Raw genomic sequence first — 15,608 nt, 5'->3', positions numbered from 1 at the left:
GTCAGAGTGGTCTTACCATGGTCCACGTGACCGATGGTGCCAACGTTTACGTGCGGTTTCGTCCGCTCGAACTTTTCTTTTGCCATTTTGCAAAAATCCTTGATTTAAAGAACAACAGAGCTAGGTTGGCCGAAACCGGTTCGGCCAACCTCAGCGCGCATTACTTCTTGGCGTTCATGACGGCGTCGGCAACGTGCTTCGGTGCCTCGGAGTAGTGCTTGAACTCCATGGAGTAGGTAGCACGACCCTGGGACAGCGAACGCAGCGTGGTCGAGTAGCCGAACATTTCGGCCAGCGGGACTTCGGCCTTGATCTTCTTGCCGCCCACACCGTCGTCGTCCATACCCTGAACGATACCGCGACGGGACGACAGGTCGCCCATCACGTCGCCCATGTACTCTTCCGGCGTTTCCACTTCGACGGCCATCATCGGCTCGAGCAGTACCGGGCTGGCCTTGCGCATACCTTCTTTGAAGGCCATCGAACCAGCCAGTTCGAACGCGATCTGCGACGAGTCGACATCGTGGTAGGAACCGAAGGTCAGGCGAACCTTGATGTCCACCACCGGGTAGCCGGCCAGGATACCGTTCGACAGGGTGTTCTGGATGCCCTTGTCGACCGACGGGATGAATTCGCGCGGAATCACACCACCCTTGATCTCGTCCGAGAACTCGTAGCCACCGCCTTCGCCCAACGGCTCCAGGGTGATCACTACGTGACCGTACTGACCCTTACCACCGGACTGCTTGACGTGCTTGGCTTCGGATTCCACCGACTTGCGGATGGTTTCGCGGTAGGCCACTTGCGGCGCGCCAACGTTGGCTTCCACGCCGAATTCGCGCTTCATGCGGTCAACCAGAATTTCCAGGTGCAGTTCACCCATACCGGAAATGATGGTCTGGCCGGATTCTTCGTCGGTACGCACGCGGAACGACGGGTCTTCCTTGGCCAGGCGGTTCAGGGCAACGCCCATCTTCTCCTGGTCGGCCTTGGTCTTCGGCTCAACGGCGACGTGAATCACCGGCTCCGGGAACTCCATGCGCTCGAGGATGATCGGCGCATCGGAAGAACACAGGGTTTCACCGGTGGTCACTTCCTTCAGGCCGATGGCGGCGGCGATGTCGCCGGCGCGCACTTCTTCCAGCTCGATACGGTCGTTCGCCATCATCTGAACGATACGGCCGATACGCTCGCGCTTGCCCTTCACCGAGTTCATCACGGTGTCGCCCGACTTCACCACGCCCGAGTAGACGCGGAAGAAGGTCAGCTGACCGACGTACGGGTCGTTCATCAGCTTGAACGCCAGCGCCGAGAACGGCTCGTCGTCCGAAGCGTGACGCTCGGCCGGCTGGCCATCAACTTCACCAGCAATGGCCGGCACGTCGATCGGCGACGGCAGCAGTTCGATCACGGCGTCGAGCATGCGCTGCACGCCCTTGTTCTTGAACGCGGTACCGCACAGCATCGGCTGGATTTCGCAACGCAGCGTACGAAGACGCAGGCCGCTGATGATTTCTTCCTCGGTCAGCGCTTCGCCGCCCAAGTACTTGTCCATCATCTCGTCGCTGACTTCGGCAGCGGCTTCGACCATCTTCTCGCGCCATTCTTCGGCAGTCGCTTGAACGTCAGCCGGGATGTCCTGGTACTCGAACTTCATGCCCTGGGACGCTTCGTCCCAGATGATCGCCTTCATCTTCAGCAGGTCGACCACACCGGTGAAGCCGTCTTCGGCACCGATCGGCACCACGATAGGCACCGGGTTGCCACGCAGGCGGGTCTTCATCTGCTCAACGACGCGGAAGAAGTTGGCACCCTGACGGTCCATCTTGTTGACGAACGCCAGACGCGGCACTTGGTATTTGTTGGCCTGGCGCCATACGGTCTCGGACTGCGGCTGTACGCCACCGACCGCGCAGTACACCATCACGGCACCGTCCAGCACACGCATGGAACGCTCTACCTCAATGGTAAAGTCCACGTGACCCGGGGTGTCGATGATGTTGAAGCGGTGTTCCGGGAACTGCAGGCCCATACCCTTCCAGAAGGTCGTGGTCGCAGCGGAGGTAATGGTGATACCACGCTCCTGCTCCTGCTCCATCCAGTCCATGGTGGCTGCGCCATCATGCACTTCACCGATCTTATGGTTTACACCGGTGTAGAACAGAATACGCTCGGTCGTGGTGGTCTTGCCGGCGTCAATGTGAGCGCTAATACCGATGTTACGGTAGCGCTCGATAGGAGTTTTCCTAGCCACAGCGGGCACCTTATCTTAAGGATTGAATTAGAAGCGGAAGTGCGAGAACGCCTTGTTGGCTTCTGCCATGCGGTGAACTTCTTCACGCTTCTTCATAGCACCGCCGCGACCTTCCGCTGCATCGAGCAGCTCGCCAGCGAGACGCAGATCCATGGACTTCTCGCCACGCTTACGCGCAGCGTCACGCAGCCAACGCATCGCCAGGGCCAGGCGACGCGACGGGCGAACCTCAACAGGAACTTGGTAGTTGGCGCCACCGACACGGCGGCTCTTTACTTCGACAACCGGCTTGGCGTTGGCGATGGCAGTGTTGAACACTTCAATCGCGTCTTTGCCGGTTTTCTTGGCGATCTGGTCCAGCGCGCCGTAGATGATGCGTTCGGCTACGGATTTTTTGCCGTCGATCATGACAACGTTCATGAATTTCGACAGGTCTTGGCTACCGAACTTCGGATCCGGCAAAACGTCGCGCTTCGGGACTTCTCTGCGTCTCGGCATGGTAATTCCTTAAATATATTCAGTTGAGCAGTGGGCTCATGACCACCCAATCAAGCGGTCACTTACTCGACAGCCGGTGGCTGCCGCTAGATGCCGAAGCTTACTTCGGGCGCTTAGCGCCGTACTTCGAACGGGACTGCTTACGATCTTTCACGCCAGCGGTATCCAGCGAACCGCGGACAGTGTGGTAACGCACACCCGGCAAGTCTTTTACACGACCGCCGCGGATCAGCACTACCGAGTGTTCCTGCAGGTTGTGACCTTCACCACCGATGTACGAAATCACTTCGAAACCGTTGGTCAGGCGCACTTTGCAGACTTTACGAAGCGCCGAGTTTGGCTTCTTCGGAGTGGTGGTGTACACACGGGTGCACACGCCGCGCTTCTGCGGGCAGGCTTCCAGTGCCGGGACCTTGCTCTTCGCTTTGGTAGCGACGCGGCCCTTGCGCACGAGTTGGTTAATGGTTGGCATTACTTCAGTTCCTAGTTGAGGTAAAACTGGCGGCACCATACCGCCAAGCAGCGGATTATATTTTAGTCAGCCGCACAGCGTCAATGAGAAAAACGCCGCCCCTTCAGCGTTAACCGTTGAATTGGCAGCGTTTTTTTGATGCCCCGGCGAACCGGGGCGGGATCGAGACTTACTCGTTGGTTTCGACCGGTTCTACCGACGGCTCCAGCTCGAGGGACTCGAGACCACCTTCGCCACCCTGGCGACGACGGTTGCGGTGGTAAGCGAGACCAGTACCCGCCGGGATCAGACGGCCGACGATCACGTTTTCCTTCAGGCCGCGCAGGTCGTCCTTCTTGCCCATGATCGCGGCTTCGGTCAGCACGCGGGTGGTTTCCTGGAACGATGCCGCCGAGATGAACGAGTCGGTCGACAACGAGGCCTTGGTGATACCCAGCAGCACGTTGTCGTACTGCGCCGGCTCCTTGCCTTCGGCCAACATGCGGTCGTTGGTCGCCATCACTTCGGCGCGCTCGACCTGTTCACCCTGGATGAAGTCGGTGTTGCCCGAATCGGTGATGTTAACGCGGCGCAGCATCTGGCGAATGATCACCTCGATGTGCTTGTCGTTAATCTTCACACCCTGCAGACGGTACACCTCCTGCACCTCCTGGACGATGTAGCGCGACAACGCCTCGATACCCTGCAGGCGCAGGATGTCGTGCGGATCGACCGCGCCGTCGACGATGATCTCGCCGCGGTTCACCACCTGACCGTCGTGCACCAGCACGTGCTTGTCTTTTGGGATCAGGCTCTCGATCGCATTGCCGTCCAGATCGGTGATGATCAGACGCTGCTTGCCCTTGGTGTCCTTACCGAACGATACGGTACCGGTGACTTCGGCCAACATGCCGGCGTCTTTCGGTGCACGCGCTTCGAACAGTTCGGCCACGCGCGGCAGACCACCGGTAATGTCGCGGGTCTTGGTGGTTTCCTGCGGGATACGGGCCAGCACTTCACCCTTGCCCACTTCCTGACCGTCGCGCACGGTGATGATCGCGCCCACCTGGAAGGTGATCGATACGGTGGTATCGGTAGCGCCGCTGTTGCGCACTTCGTTGCCGTTCTCGTCGAGCAGCTTCACCAGCGGACGCAGCAGCTTGCTCTGCGAACCGGCACGGCGCTTCGGATCGATCACGACCAGCGTCGACAGACCGGTCACATCGTCGGTCTGCTTGGCAACGGTGTTGCCTTCCTCGACGTTCTCGAACTTCACCCGACCAGCGTACTCGGTGATGATCGGACGGGTGTGCGGGTCCCAGGTCGCCAGTACCGCGCCGGCCTTGATGACCAGACCATCGGTCACCATCAGGGTCGCGCCGTATGGCACTTTGTGACGCTCGCGCTCGCGGCCGATATCGTCGTGGATCACCACCTCGCCGGAGCGAGTGATCACGATCAGCTCGCCCTTGCTGTTGGTGACGTAGCGCATCTGACTGGAGAAACGCACGGTACCGTTCGACTTACCCTCCACCTGGCTGGCCGCCGCGGAACGCGACGCCGCACCACCGATGTGGAAGGTACGCATGGTCAGCTGGGTACCCGGCTCACCGATCGACTGGGCGGCGATCACACCGACCGCTTCGCCGGCGTTGACCGACTTGCCGCGGGCCAGATCGCGGCCGTAGCACTTGGCGCACAGGCCGTAGCGGGTATCGCAGGTGATCGCGGTACGCACCTTCACTTCGTCGACACCCGAACCGTCGATCTGGTCGACCAGCGCTTCGTCGAGCAAGGTGCCGGCTTCGACCACGGTCTCGCCGGTGGACGGATCGACCACGTCGACCGCGGTCACGCGGCCGAGGATACGATCGCGCAGCGCTTCGATCACGTCGCCGCCCTGCACCACCGCCTTCATCACGAAACCGTTGCTGGTGCCGCAATCGTCCTGGATCACGACCAGATCCTGCGTCACATCGACCAGACGACGGGTCAGGTAACCCGAGTTCGCGGTCTTCAACGCGGTATCCGCCAGACCCTTACGGGCACCGTGGGTCGAGATGAAGTACTGCAGTACGGTCAGACCTTCGCGGAAGTTGGCGGTAATCGGCGTCTCGATAATCGAGCCGTCCGGCTTGGCCATCAGGCCCCGCATACCGGCCAGCTGCTTGATCTGTGCCGCGGAACCCCGCGCGCCGGAGTCGGCCATCATGTAGATCGAGTTGAACGATTCCTGGTCGACTTCGTTGCCGTCGCGATCGATCACGCGCTGCTTGGACAGGTCGTCCATCATCGCCTTGGCGATCTTGTCGCCGATGCGACCCCAGATATCCACGACCTTGTTGTAGCGCTCGCCCTGGGTCACCAGACCCTGGCGATACTGCTCCTCGATCTCCTTGACCTCTTTCTGCGCTTCGGCCAACAGCTCGACCTTCTTGGCCGGGATCTGCATGTCGTCGACGCAAATCGAGATGCCGCCACGGGTCGAGAACGCGAAACCGGTGTACATCAGCTGGTCGGCGAAGATCACCGTGTCGCGGATGCCGCAACGGCGGAAGGAGACGTTGATCAGCTTGGAGATCTCTTTCTTCTTCAGCGCCTTGTTGATGTTCTCGAACGACAGGCCCTTCGGCAGGATGTCCGACAGCAGCGCGCGGCCTACGGTGGTCTCGTAGCGACGGATCACCGGCTGGAACTCGCCCTGCTCGTCCTTTTCCCATTCTTTCAGGCGCACGGTGATGCGGGTGGCCAGTTCGACCTGACGGGTCTCGTAGGCGCGGTGCACTTCCTTGGTGTCGGCAAATACCATGCCTTCACCCTTGCCGTTCACCTTGTCGCGGGTCATGTAGTACAGACCCAGCACGATATCCTGCGACGGCACGATGATCGGCTCGCCGTTGGCCGGCGACAGCACGTTGTTGGTCGCCAGCATCAGGGTGCGGGCTTCCATCTGCGCTTCGAGCGACAGCGGCACGTGAACGGCCATCTGGTCACCGTCGAAGTCGGCGTTGAACGCCGCGCAGACCAGCGGGTGCAGCTGGATCGCCTTACCTTCGATCAGGATCGGCTCGAACGCCTGGATGCCGAGACGGTGCAGCGTCGGCGCACGGTTCAGCAGCACCGGATGCTCGCGGATCACGTCTTCGAGGATGTCCCAGACTTCCGGCACTTCCTGCTCGACCAGCTTCTTGGCGGCCTTGATGGTGGACGCCAGGCCCATCACTTCCAGCTTGTGGAAAATGAACGGCTTGAACAGCTCGAGCGCCATCTTCTTCGGCAGACCGCACTGGTGCAGACGCAGGTACGGGCCCACGGTAATCACCGAACGACCGGAGTAGTCGACGCGCTTACCCAGCAAGTTCTGACGGAAGCGACCGCCCTTACCCTTGATCATGTCGGCCAGCGACTTGAGCGGACGCTTGTTGGCGCCGGTCATCGCCTTGCCGCGGCGGCCGTTGTCGAGCAGCGAGTCAACCGATTCCTGCAGCATGCGCTTCTCGTTGCGCACGATGATGTCCGGCGCGCGCAGCTCCAAGAGGCGCTTCAGACGGTTGTTACGGTTGATCACGCGACGGTACAGGTCGTTCAGGTCGGAGGTCGCGAAACGACCGCCGTCCAGCGGCACCAGCGGACGCAGTTCCGGCGGCAGCACCGGCAGCACTTCCATGATCATCCAGTCCGGCTTCATGCCGGAACGCTGGAACGCCTCGAGCACCTTCAGGCGCTTGGCGATCTTCTTGATCTTGGTGTCCGAACCGGTCGACTCGAGGTCGCGGCGCAGCTGTTCGATCTCGGCGCTCAGGTCGAGCTTGCGCAGCAGATCGCGCACCGCTTCGGCGCCCATCAGCGCGGTGAATTCTTCACCGTGCTCGTCCATCAGGTCGAGGTAGTCTTCTTCCGACAGCAGCTGGCCGCGCTGCAGGCTGGTCATGCCCGGCTCGGTCACCACGAACGCTTCGAAGTACAGCACGCGTTCGATGTCGCGCAGCGTCATGTCGAGCACCATGCCCAGACGCGACGGCAGCGACTTCAGGAACCAGATGTGCGCGACCGGCGAGGCCAGTTCGATGTGGCCCATCCGTTCGCGGCGCACCTTCGACAGCGTCACTTCGACGCCGCACTTCTCGCAGATCACACCGCGGTGCTTCAGGCGTTTGTACTTGCCGCACAGGCACTCGTAGTCCTTCACCGGGCCGAAGATGCGGGCGCAGAACAGGCCGTCGCGTTCCGGCTTGAAGGTACGGTAGTTGATGGTTTCCGGCTTTTTGACTTCACCGAAGGACCAGGAGCGGATCGTCTCGGGCGAGGCGATGCCGATCTTGATCGCGTCGAATTCTTCTTCTTGCGTAACTTGCTTAAAGAGATCGAGCAAAGCTTTCATTTTTACTCCCGTGAGGAGTGAGGATCAGGCGCGCCGGCCGGCCTTTCGGCCAACCTTGCGCGCCTCACGGCCTCACGCAGTGATCAATAGCGTTCCAGGTCGATGTCGAGCGCCAGCGAGCGGATTTCCTTCACCAGCACGTTGAACGATTCCGGCATGCCGGCGTCGATCTTGTGCTCGCCCTTGACGATGTTCTCGTACACCTTGGTACGACCGGTCACGTCGTCCGACTTCACTGTCAACATTTCCTGCAGGGTGTAGGCGGCGCCGTATGCTTCCAGCGCCCACACCTCCATCTCACCGAAACGCTGACCACCGAATTGCGCCTTACCACCCAGCGGCTGCTGGGTCACCAGCGAGTACGGGCCGGTGGAACGGGCGTGCATCTTGTCGTCGACCAGGTGATGCAGCTTCAGGTAGTGCATCACACCGACGGTAACCTTGCGGTCGAAGGCTTCGCCGGAGCGGCCATCGTACAGGTTCATCTGCGTCTTCGAGTCGTTGAAGCCCAGCTGCTCGGTCATCGGGTCGCTGTCCGGGTAGGCGAGATCCAGCATGCGCATGATCTCGGCCTCCTTGGCACCGTCGAATACCGGCGTCGCGAACGGCATACCCTTCTTCAGGTGCTCAGCCAGGGTGCGGATCTCGGCGTCGCTGAAGCTGGCCAGATCTTCCTGCTTGCCGGTCTCGTTGTAGACCGCCTCCAGGTAGGCGCGCAGCTCGGCGATGTCGCGCTGTTCGGCCAACATCTTGTTGAAGCGCTCGCCGATACCCTTGGCCGCCCAACCGAGGTGAACCTCGAGGATCTGACCGATGTTCATACGCGACGGTACGCCCAGCGGGTTCAGCACGATGTCGACCGGACGACCGTCGGCCATGTACGGCATGTCTTCGATCGGCAGGATGCGCGATACCACACCCTTGTTACCGTGACGACCGGCCATCTTGTCACCGGCCTGCAGGCGACGCTTCACGGCCACGTAGACCTTGACCATCTTCTGCACGCCCGGCGGCAGTTCGTCGCCTTGGGTCAGCTTGCGCTTCTTGTCTTCGAACTTGAGGTCGAATTCTTCGTGCTTCTGCGCCAGGCTGTCCTTGATCAGTTCGAGCTGCTTGGCGACGTCCTCGTCGCTCATGCGGATATCGAACCAGTCGTGCTTGGACGGCAGACCTTCCAGGTACTCGGTGGTGATCTCGGTACCCTTGGTCAAACGCTTCGGACCGCCGTTGGCGGCCTTGCCGACGATCAGGCGTTCGATACGGCTGAACGCGTCGTTGGCGAAAATCCGAAGCTGGTCGTTCAGGTCGAGACGGTAGCGCTTCAGTTCCGCGTCGATGATCGACTGCGCCCGCTTGTCGCGCTCGATGCCTTCGCGGGTGAACACCTGTACGTCGATCACAGTGCCGACCATGCCGGTCGGAACGCGCAGCGAGGTGTCCTTCACGTCGGACGCCTTCTCACCGAAGATCGCGCGCAGCAGCTTCTCTTCCGGGGTCAGCTGGGTCTCGCCCTTCGGCGTTACCTTGCCGACCAGCACGTCACCGGCTTCCACTTCGGCGCCGATGTAGACGATGCCGGCCTCGTCGAGGCGGTTCTGCATGCGCTCGGACAGGTTCGGGATGTCGCGGGTGATTTCTTCCGGCCCGAGCTTGGTGTCGCGAGCGACGACCGACAGCTCCTCGATGTGAATCGAGGTGTAGCGGTCTTCGGCGACGACCTTCTCCGAGATCAGGATCGAGTCCTCGAAGTTGTAGCCGTTCCACGGCATGAACGCGATGGTCATGTTCTGACCCAGCGCCAGCTCGCCCAGGTCTGTTGAGGCACCGTCGGCCACCACGTCGCCGCGGGCGATGATGTCGCCGACGTTCACCAGCGGACGCTGGTTGATGTTGGTGTTCTGGTTGGAACGGGTGAACTTGGTGAGGTTGTAGATATCCACACCCACTTCACCGGCGGTCGCTTCCTCGTCGTTGACGCGGACCACGACACGGGTCGCATCGACGTAGTCGACCACGCCGCCACGACGGGCGATCACGGTGGTACCCGAGTCGACCGCTACCGAACGCTCGATGCCGGTGCCGACGAACGGCTTCTCCGGACGCAGGCACGGTACCGCCTGACGCTGCATGTTGGCGCCCATCAGTGCACGGTTGGCGTCATCGTGTTCCAGGAACGGAATCAGCGAGGCGGCCACCGACACCACCTGGCCGGTCGCCACGTCCATGTACTGCACGCGGTCCGGGGTGGACAGGATGGTTTCGCCCTTCTCGCGGCAGGTCACCAGCTCGTCGATCAGGGTGCCGTTCTCGTCCAGCTCGGCGTTGGCCTGAGCGATCACGTAGCGGCCTTCCTCGATCGCCGACAGGTAATCGATCTGGTCGGTCACCTTGCTGTCGACCACGCGGCGGTACGGGGTTTCCAGGAAGCCGTACTCGTTGGTGCGGGCGTAGACCGACAGCGAGTTGATCAGGCCGATGTTCGGGCCTTCCGGCGTTTCGATCGGGCAGACGCGGCCGTAGTGGGTCGGGTGCACGTCGCGCACCTCGAAGCCGGCGCGTTCGCGGGTCAGACCGCCCGGGCCAAGGGCCGAGACACGACGCTTGTGGGTGATCTCCGACAGCGGGTTGGTCTGGTCCATGAACTGTGACAGCTGCGAGGAGCCGAAGAATTCCTTGATCGCGGCCGACACCGGCTTGGCGTTGATCAGGTCGTGCGGCATCAGGTTGTCGGACTCGGCCTGGTTCAGGCGTTCCTTCACCGCGCGCTCGACCCGTACCAGACCGGCGCGGAACTGGTTTTCGGCCAATTCGCCGACCGAACGGACGCGACGGTTGCCGAGGTGGTCGATATCGTCCACTTCGCCACGGCCGTTGCGCAGTTCGACCAGGATCGCCATCACCGCCACGATGTCTTCGGTCGACAGGATGCCGTCCATCACGTTGCGGCGATGACCGAACTTGTCGGCCAGCAGCGAACGGAACCACTCCGGCGACTTCTCGTCGAGCTTGTGCTCGTAGGTGCGGGTGTTGAACTTCATCCGGCCGACGCGCGACAGGTCGTACGAGTCTTCGCTGAAGAACAGGCGGTTGAACAGCAGCTCGACCGCGTCTTCCGTCGGCGGTTCGCCCGGGCGCATCATGCGGTAGATCGCCACGCGGGCCTGCTGACGGTCCTGGATGTCGTCGCTACGCAGGGTCTGCGAGATGTAGCCGCCCTGGTCCAGGTCGTTGATGTACAGCACCTCGATTTCCGGCACTTCATGGATATCGAGCTTGGCCACCAGGTCGTCGGTGATTTCTTCGTTGGCACGGGCCAGCACTTCACCGGTTTCCGGGTTCACCACGTTCTTGGCCAGCATCTTGCCGACCAGCGTGTCGAACGGCACTTCGATGCGGTCGATATTGGCCGCCGCAATGTCGCGGATGTGCTTGGCGGTGATGCGCTTGTCCTTCTGGACGATCACCTTGCCGTCCGGCGCAACGATGTCGTTCTTGGCGGCTTCGCCCTTCAGACGGTCGGCCACCACCTTCATGTACACGCCGTTATCGGTCAGGTAGAAGGTGTCGACGTCGTAGAACTCGGCGAGGATCTGCTCTTCGGTGTAACCGAGCGCCTTCAACAGGATCGTGCCCGGCATCTTGCGACGGCGGTCGATACGGAAGTACAGCAGGTCCTTCGGGTCGAATTCGAAGTCGAGCCACGAGCCGCGGTACGGAATCACCCGCGCCGAGAACAGCAGCTTGCCCGACGAATGGGTCTTGCCGCGGTCGTGCTCGAAGAACACGCCCGGCGAACGGTGCAGCTGGCTGACGATGACCCGTTCGGTACCGTTGATGATGAATGAACCATTGGTGGTCATGAGCGGAATTTCGCCCATGTACACTTCGTTCTCACGCACTTCCTTCACCACCGGCTTGGACGACTCTTTGTCGAGGATCGTCAGACGGATCCGCGCGCGTAGCGGCGCCGCGTAAGTAATGCCGCGCAACTGGCATTCCTGCATATCGAACGGCGGCTCGCCCAGCACGTAGTGGACGAAGTCCAGACGCGCATAGCCATTATGGCTATTGATCGGGAAGATCGACTTAAATGCCGCCTGCAGGCCCGCATCCTTGCGCTGATCGAACGGTGTGCCAAGCTGCAAGAACTCGGTATACGAATCGATCTGGGTCGCCAACAGGAAGGGGACATCGAGAACGCTGGCACGTTTCGCAAAACTCTTGCGGATACGCTTCTTCTCAGTAAACGAATAACTCATTAGAGTCTCCATCGAGGTGGGGTGGCGCAAGCAATCAAAAGTCAACAGTCATGCGCAATTGAAATGCTGACGTTTGTCAGCTCGCCGCTAACAAGCGCAACAAGGCTGGCGGATTTCTCCGCCAGCCCTAACACACTTCCTTTAACGGAAGCTTACTTCACTTCTGCTTTCGCGCCAGCTTCAATCAACTGCTTCACGATATCTTCGGCTTCAGCCTTGGACGCGCCTTCTTTCACTGCCTTCGGAGCGCCGTCAACCAGGTCCTTGGCTTCTTTCAGGCCCAGACCGGTCAGAGCACGAACCACCTTGATCACGTTTACTTTCTGGTCGCCAGCGGCGGTCAGAATCACGTCGAACTCGGTCTTCTCTTCAGCGGCAGCAGCGCCAGCGGCCGGGCCAGCAACGGCAACGGCAGCGGCGGACACGCCGAACTTCTCTTCGAACGCCTTAACCAGCTCGTTCAGTTCCATAACCGGCATAGCGGCAACGGCTTCGAGGATGTCGTCTTTGGTAATAGCCATTTGTAAAACTCCTGAATCGGTATTCGTTTAAAGCAAATCGGATTAAGCGGCTTCGGCCTGCTTTTGCTCGGCCACGGCGGCCAGAGCGCGAGCCAGACCGGCAACCGGAGCCTGCATAACGTACAGCAGCTTGGACAGCAGTTCTTCGCGGCCCGGGATGGACGCGAGCTCAGCAACCTGAGCGGCGTTCAGCACATTGCCGTCGTAAGAACCCGCCTTGACGACAAACTTGTCGTCCTGCTTGGAGAACTGATGCAGAATTTTGGCAGCAGCCACCGGGTCAGCGGACACACCGTAGATCAGCGGGCCGACCATATGGTCAGCCAGACCAGCAAACGGGGTGCCTTCCACTGCACGGCGAGCCAGCGTGTTCTTCAGAACACGCAGGTACACGCCCTGCTCACGCGCTTTCGCACGCAGCTGGGTCAGGCTACCTACTCCGACGCCGCGGTATTCGGCGATAACGATGGTCTGAGCGTTGGCAACTTCTGCCGCCACTTCAGCCACTACCACCTTCTTGGCTTCGATATTGAGACTCAAGGTCTACCTCCTAGTCATGAACGGAACGGCTAGCGCCATTCCCCTTCAGTGCAGCGGCGACCAGCTTCAGGAGACATTACGGAATTCCGCCGTCGAAACTGGTGCCCATGGGCAGAATTGAACTGCCGACCTCTCCCTTACCAAGGGAGTGCTCTACCCCTGAGCTACATGGGCCTTCTTCGACAACAGATATAAAGCCTGCTGTTCGGGTACACCATCTGCGTAGGACACTGTTGCCAGCGATTAAGCCCGAGGGCTCCTACGGTCTTTGACAATCTGGCAGCAGGCGAACCTGCTGCCAGCCCAAAGCCTTGGCGAACCAGGCGGTTCGCCGAAACGTTACTTAGGCAGTAACGGTGCTGGTATCTACGCGCACGCCCACGCCCATGGTGCTGGACACGGCGACTTTGCGCAGATACTGGCCCTTGGCGGCAGCCGGCTTGGCTTTCACCAGGGCATCAACCAGTGCGGCCAGGTTTTCACGCAGCGCGTCAGCTTCGAACGAAGCGCGGCCGATGGTGGCGTGAATGATACCGGCCTTGTCGGTACGGTACTGAACCTGACCGGCCTTGGCGTTCTTCACTGCCTCGGCTACGTTCGGGGTCACCGTGCCAACCTTCGGGTTCGGCATCAGGCCACGCGGGCCGAGGATCTGGCCCAGCTGGCCAACGATACGCATTGCATCCGGGGACGCAATCACGATGTCGAAGTCCAGGTTACCGGCCTTGACCTGCTCGGCCAGGTCTTCGAAACCGACGACTTCGGCACCCGCTGCCTTGGCAGCTTCGGCGTTCGCACCTTGGGCGAACACGGCAACGCGCACCGACTTACCGGTACCACGCGGCAGCACGACCGAACCACGCACGACCTGGTCGGATTTACGCGGGTCAACGCCCAGGTTCACGGCGATATCGATCGACTCGTCGAACTTGGCGGTAGCGGCGCCCTTCACCAGAGCGATAGCCTCGTCAACCGGGTACAGCTTGTTGCGATCAACGCTGGACTTCAGCGCCTGCAGACGTTTGGACAGCTTAGCCATCTTACAGACCCTCCACTTCCAGGCCCATCGAACGGGCCGAACCGGCGATGATGCGAACAGCCGCGTCCATATCGGCAGCGGTCAGATCCGGCTGCTTGGTCTTGGCGATTTCTTCCAGCTGGGCGCGGGTCACCTTACCGACCTTGTCGGTATGCGGCTTCGGGCTGCCCTTCTGGATGCCAGCGGCCTTCTTCAGCAGAATGGTGGCCGGCGGGGTCTTCATCACGAAAGTGAAGGACTTGTCCGCGTAGGCGGTGATCACAACCGGAATCGGCAGACCCGGCTCAACGCCCTGGGTCGCGGCGTTGAACGCCTTGCAGAATTCCATGATATTCAGGCCACGCTGACCCAGCGCCGGACCGATCGGTGGCGACGGGTTGGCTTTACCAGCGGGCACTTGCAGCTTTACATAGCCGACAATTTTCTTTGCCACAATGAGGCTCCTAAGACGGGTTTAGCGCGGGCAACAACACCCGCTTCCCAGTGAAAGCGCGGAAGTATACACGCTTTTTTCAAAAACAACTAGTTAGATCGAATCAGAGCTTCTCGACCTGACTGAATTCCAGCTCGACCGGGGTATCGCGACCGAAGATCTGCACCGACACGCGCAGCTTGTTGCGCTCGTAGTTGACCTCGTCCACCGTGCCGTTGAAGTCGTTGAACGGCCCCTCGGTGACGCGCACGCGCTCGCCCACCTCGAACAGCACCTTCGGCTTCGGCTTCTCGACGCCTTCCTGCATCTGCTGCATGATCGCCTCGACTTCCTTAGCGGAAATCGGCGCCGGGCGGTTGGCGGTACCACCGACAAAACCGGTCACCTTCGGCGTGCTCTTCACCAGGTGCCAGGTATCGTCGGTCATTTCCATCTCGACCAGCACATAGCCCGGGAAGAACTTGCGCTCGGTAATCGAGCGGCGGCCATTCTTGATGTCCACCACCTCTTCCACCGGCACCAGAATCTGACCAAACAGGTCTTGCTTCTCTTCGCGGTCAATCCGCTCGCGAAGCGCCTTCTGCACGCTCTTTTCGAAACCCGAATAGGCGTGCACCACATACCAACGTTTAGCCATCAGTTAACCTCGACCGAGCAGCAAGTCTAAGAACAGCCAGGACAGGGTCGAATCGACCGACCACATGAACAGCGACAGCACCAGAACGAACAGGAATACCAGCCCGGTCATCTGCATCGCTTCCTTGCGGGCAGGCCACACCACCTTGCGCGCCTCAGCCACCGACTCCTGCGCGTAACCGGAAAACGCCTTGCCGGGCTGGGAAGCCCAGACCACACCGGCGGCGGCAACGATACCGACCACGAAGGCCAGCACACGCAGAATGCCCTGCGACTCAGGAACCAGATAGAAACCAGTAATACCGGCCACGACCAAGAGGCCCGCCAGCACCAGTTTGATTTTGTCTTGCATTTCCATGAGGGGAATGTCTCTTGCGCGTATGCGACAAAAGACCAACCGGCGAAAATCGCCGGTTAGTCTTATTTGGCAGGCCAGGAGGGTCTCGAACCCCCAACCCTCGGTTTTGGAGACCGATACTCTACCAATTGAGCTACTGGCCTAGTGAACTTCTCAGATCTCGATTAGGCGAGGATCTTGGAAACCACGCCGGCGCCGACGGTACGGCCACCTTCGCGGATTGCGAAACGCAGACCTT

General features: G+C 60.6%; 13 protein-coding genes and 2 tRNA genes. All 15 read right to left on the bottom strand.

Going from position 1 to position 15,608, the window contains the following annotated elements; genetic code table 11:
* The coding region (locus ACZ2IA_RS22135) for a GTP-binding protein (protein WP_039555751.1) at positions 1-86 on the bottom strand (86 nt) is incomplete at its 3' end.
* Positions 87-160: 74 nt separating this feature from the next.
* Positions 161-2,254, bottom strand: coding sequence for an elongation factor G (gene fusA / locus ACZ2IA_RS22130; protein ID WP_470294757.1), 2,094 nt, complete (start codon positions 2,252-2,254; stop codon positions 161-163).
* A 27-nt stretch (positions 2,255-2,281) separates the two neighbouring features.
* The gene (rpsG, locus tag ACZ2IA_RS22125) at positions 2,282-2,752 is read right to left on the bottom strand and encodes a 30S ribosomal protein S7 (RefSeq protein ID WP_470294756.1); all 471 of its coding nucleotides are present in this window, start codon (positions 2,750-2,752) and stop codon (positions 2,282-2,284) included.
* A gap of 100 nt (positions 2,753-2,852) precedes the next feature.
* The gene (gene rpsL / locus ACZ2IA_RS22120; protein WP_470294755.1) at positions 2,853-3,224 is read right to left on the bottom strand and encodes a 30S ribosomal protein S12; all 372 of its coding nucleotides are present in this window, start codon (positions 3,222-3,224) and stop codon (positions 2,853-2,855) included.
* A 169-nt stretch (positions 3,225-3,393) separates the two neighbouring features.
* The gene (rpoC, locus tag ACZ2IA_RS22115; RefSeq protein ID WP_470294754.1) at positions 3,394-7,584 is read right to left on the bottom strand and encodes a DNA-directed RNA polymerase subunit beta'; all 4,191 of its coding nucleotides are present in this window, start codon (positions 7,582-7,584) and stop codon (positions 3,394-3,396) included.
* A gap of 83 nt (positions 7,585-7,667) precedes the next feature.
* The gene (rpoB, locus tag ACZ2IA_RS22110; protein WP_470294753.1) at positions 7,668-11,843 is read right to left on the bottom strand and encodes a DNA-directed RNA polymerase subunit beta; all 4,176 of its coding nucleotides are present in this window, start codon (positions 11,841-11,843) and stop codon (positions 7,668-7,670) included.
* Between the two features lie 152 nt (positions 11,844-11,995).
* Positions 11,996-12,364: a 50S ribosomal protein L7/L12 gene (gene rplL / locus ACZ2IA_RS22105; protein ID WP_470294752.1), complete on the bottom strand. Its 369-nt coding sequence runs from the start codon at positions 12,362-12,364 to the stop codon at positions 11,996-11,998.
* A 42-nt stretch (positions 12,365-12,406) separates the two neighbouring features.
* Positions 12,407-12,904, bottom strand: coding sequence for a 50S ribosomal protein L10 (gene rplJ, locus ACZ2IA_RS22100; protein ID WP_470294751.1), 498 nt, complete (start codon positions 12,902-12,904; stop codon positions 12,407-12,409).
* A 99-nt stretch (positions 12,905-13,003) separates the two neighbouring features.
* Positions 13,004-13,078 (bottom strand) — tRNA-Thr (locus ACZ2IA_RS22095).
* Between the two features lie 169 nt (positions 13,079-13,247).
* Positions 13,248-13,943, bottom strand: coding sequence for a 50S ribosomal protein L1 (gene rplA / locus ACZ2IA_RS22090; protein WP_470294750.1), 696 nt, complete (start codon positions 13,941-13,943; stop codon positions 13,248-13,250).
* Position 13,944: 1 nt separating this feature from the next.
* The gene (gene rplK, locus ACZ2IA_RS22085; RefSeq protein ID WP_470294749.1) at positions 13,945-14,376 is read right to left on the bottom strand and encodes a 50S ribosomal protein L11; all 432 of its coding nucleotides are present in this window, start codon (positions 14,374-14,376) and stop codon (positions 13,945-13,947) included.
* Between the two features lie 103 nt (positions 14,377-14,479).
* Positions 14,480-15,013: a transcription termination/antitermination protein NusG gene (gene nusG, locus ACZ2IA_RS22080; protein ID WP_470294748.1), complete on the bottom strand. Its 534-nt coding sequence runs from the start codon at positions 15,011-15,013 to the stop codon at positions 14,480-14,482.
* Positions 15,014-15,016: 3 nt separating this feature from the next.
* Positions 15,017-15,370 carry a preprotein translocase subunit SecE gene (gene secE, locus ACZ2IA_RS22075; RefSeq protein WP_470294747.1) on the bottom strand — a complete coding sequence of 118 codons (354 nt, stop codon included), beginning with the start codon at positions 15,368-15,370 and terminating at the stop codon, positions 15,017-15,019.
* A 67-nt stretch (positions 15,371-15,437) separates the two neighbouring features.
* A tRNA-Trp gene (locus ACZ2IA_RS22070) sits at positions 15,438-15,513 on the bottom strand.
* Positions 15,514-15,534: 21 nt separating this feature from the next.
* Positions 15,535-15,608: EF-Tu C-terminal domain-related protein (locus ACZ2IA_RS22065; protein ID WP_470294271.1), on the bottom strand; the 74-nt coding region annotated here is incomplete at its 5' end.

The organism is Crenobacter sp. CS_VA4 (assembly GCF_055597485.1).
Note: the sequence above shows the minus strand (reverse complement) of the source record. Positions and strands in the feature narration are given on the sequence as shown.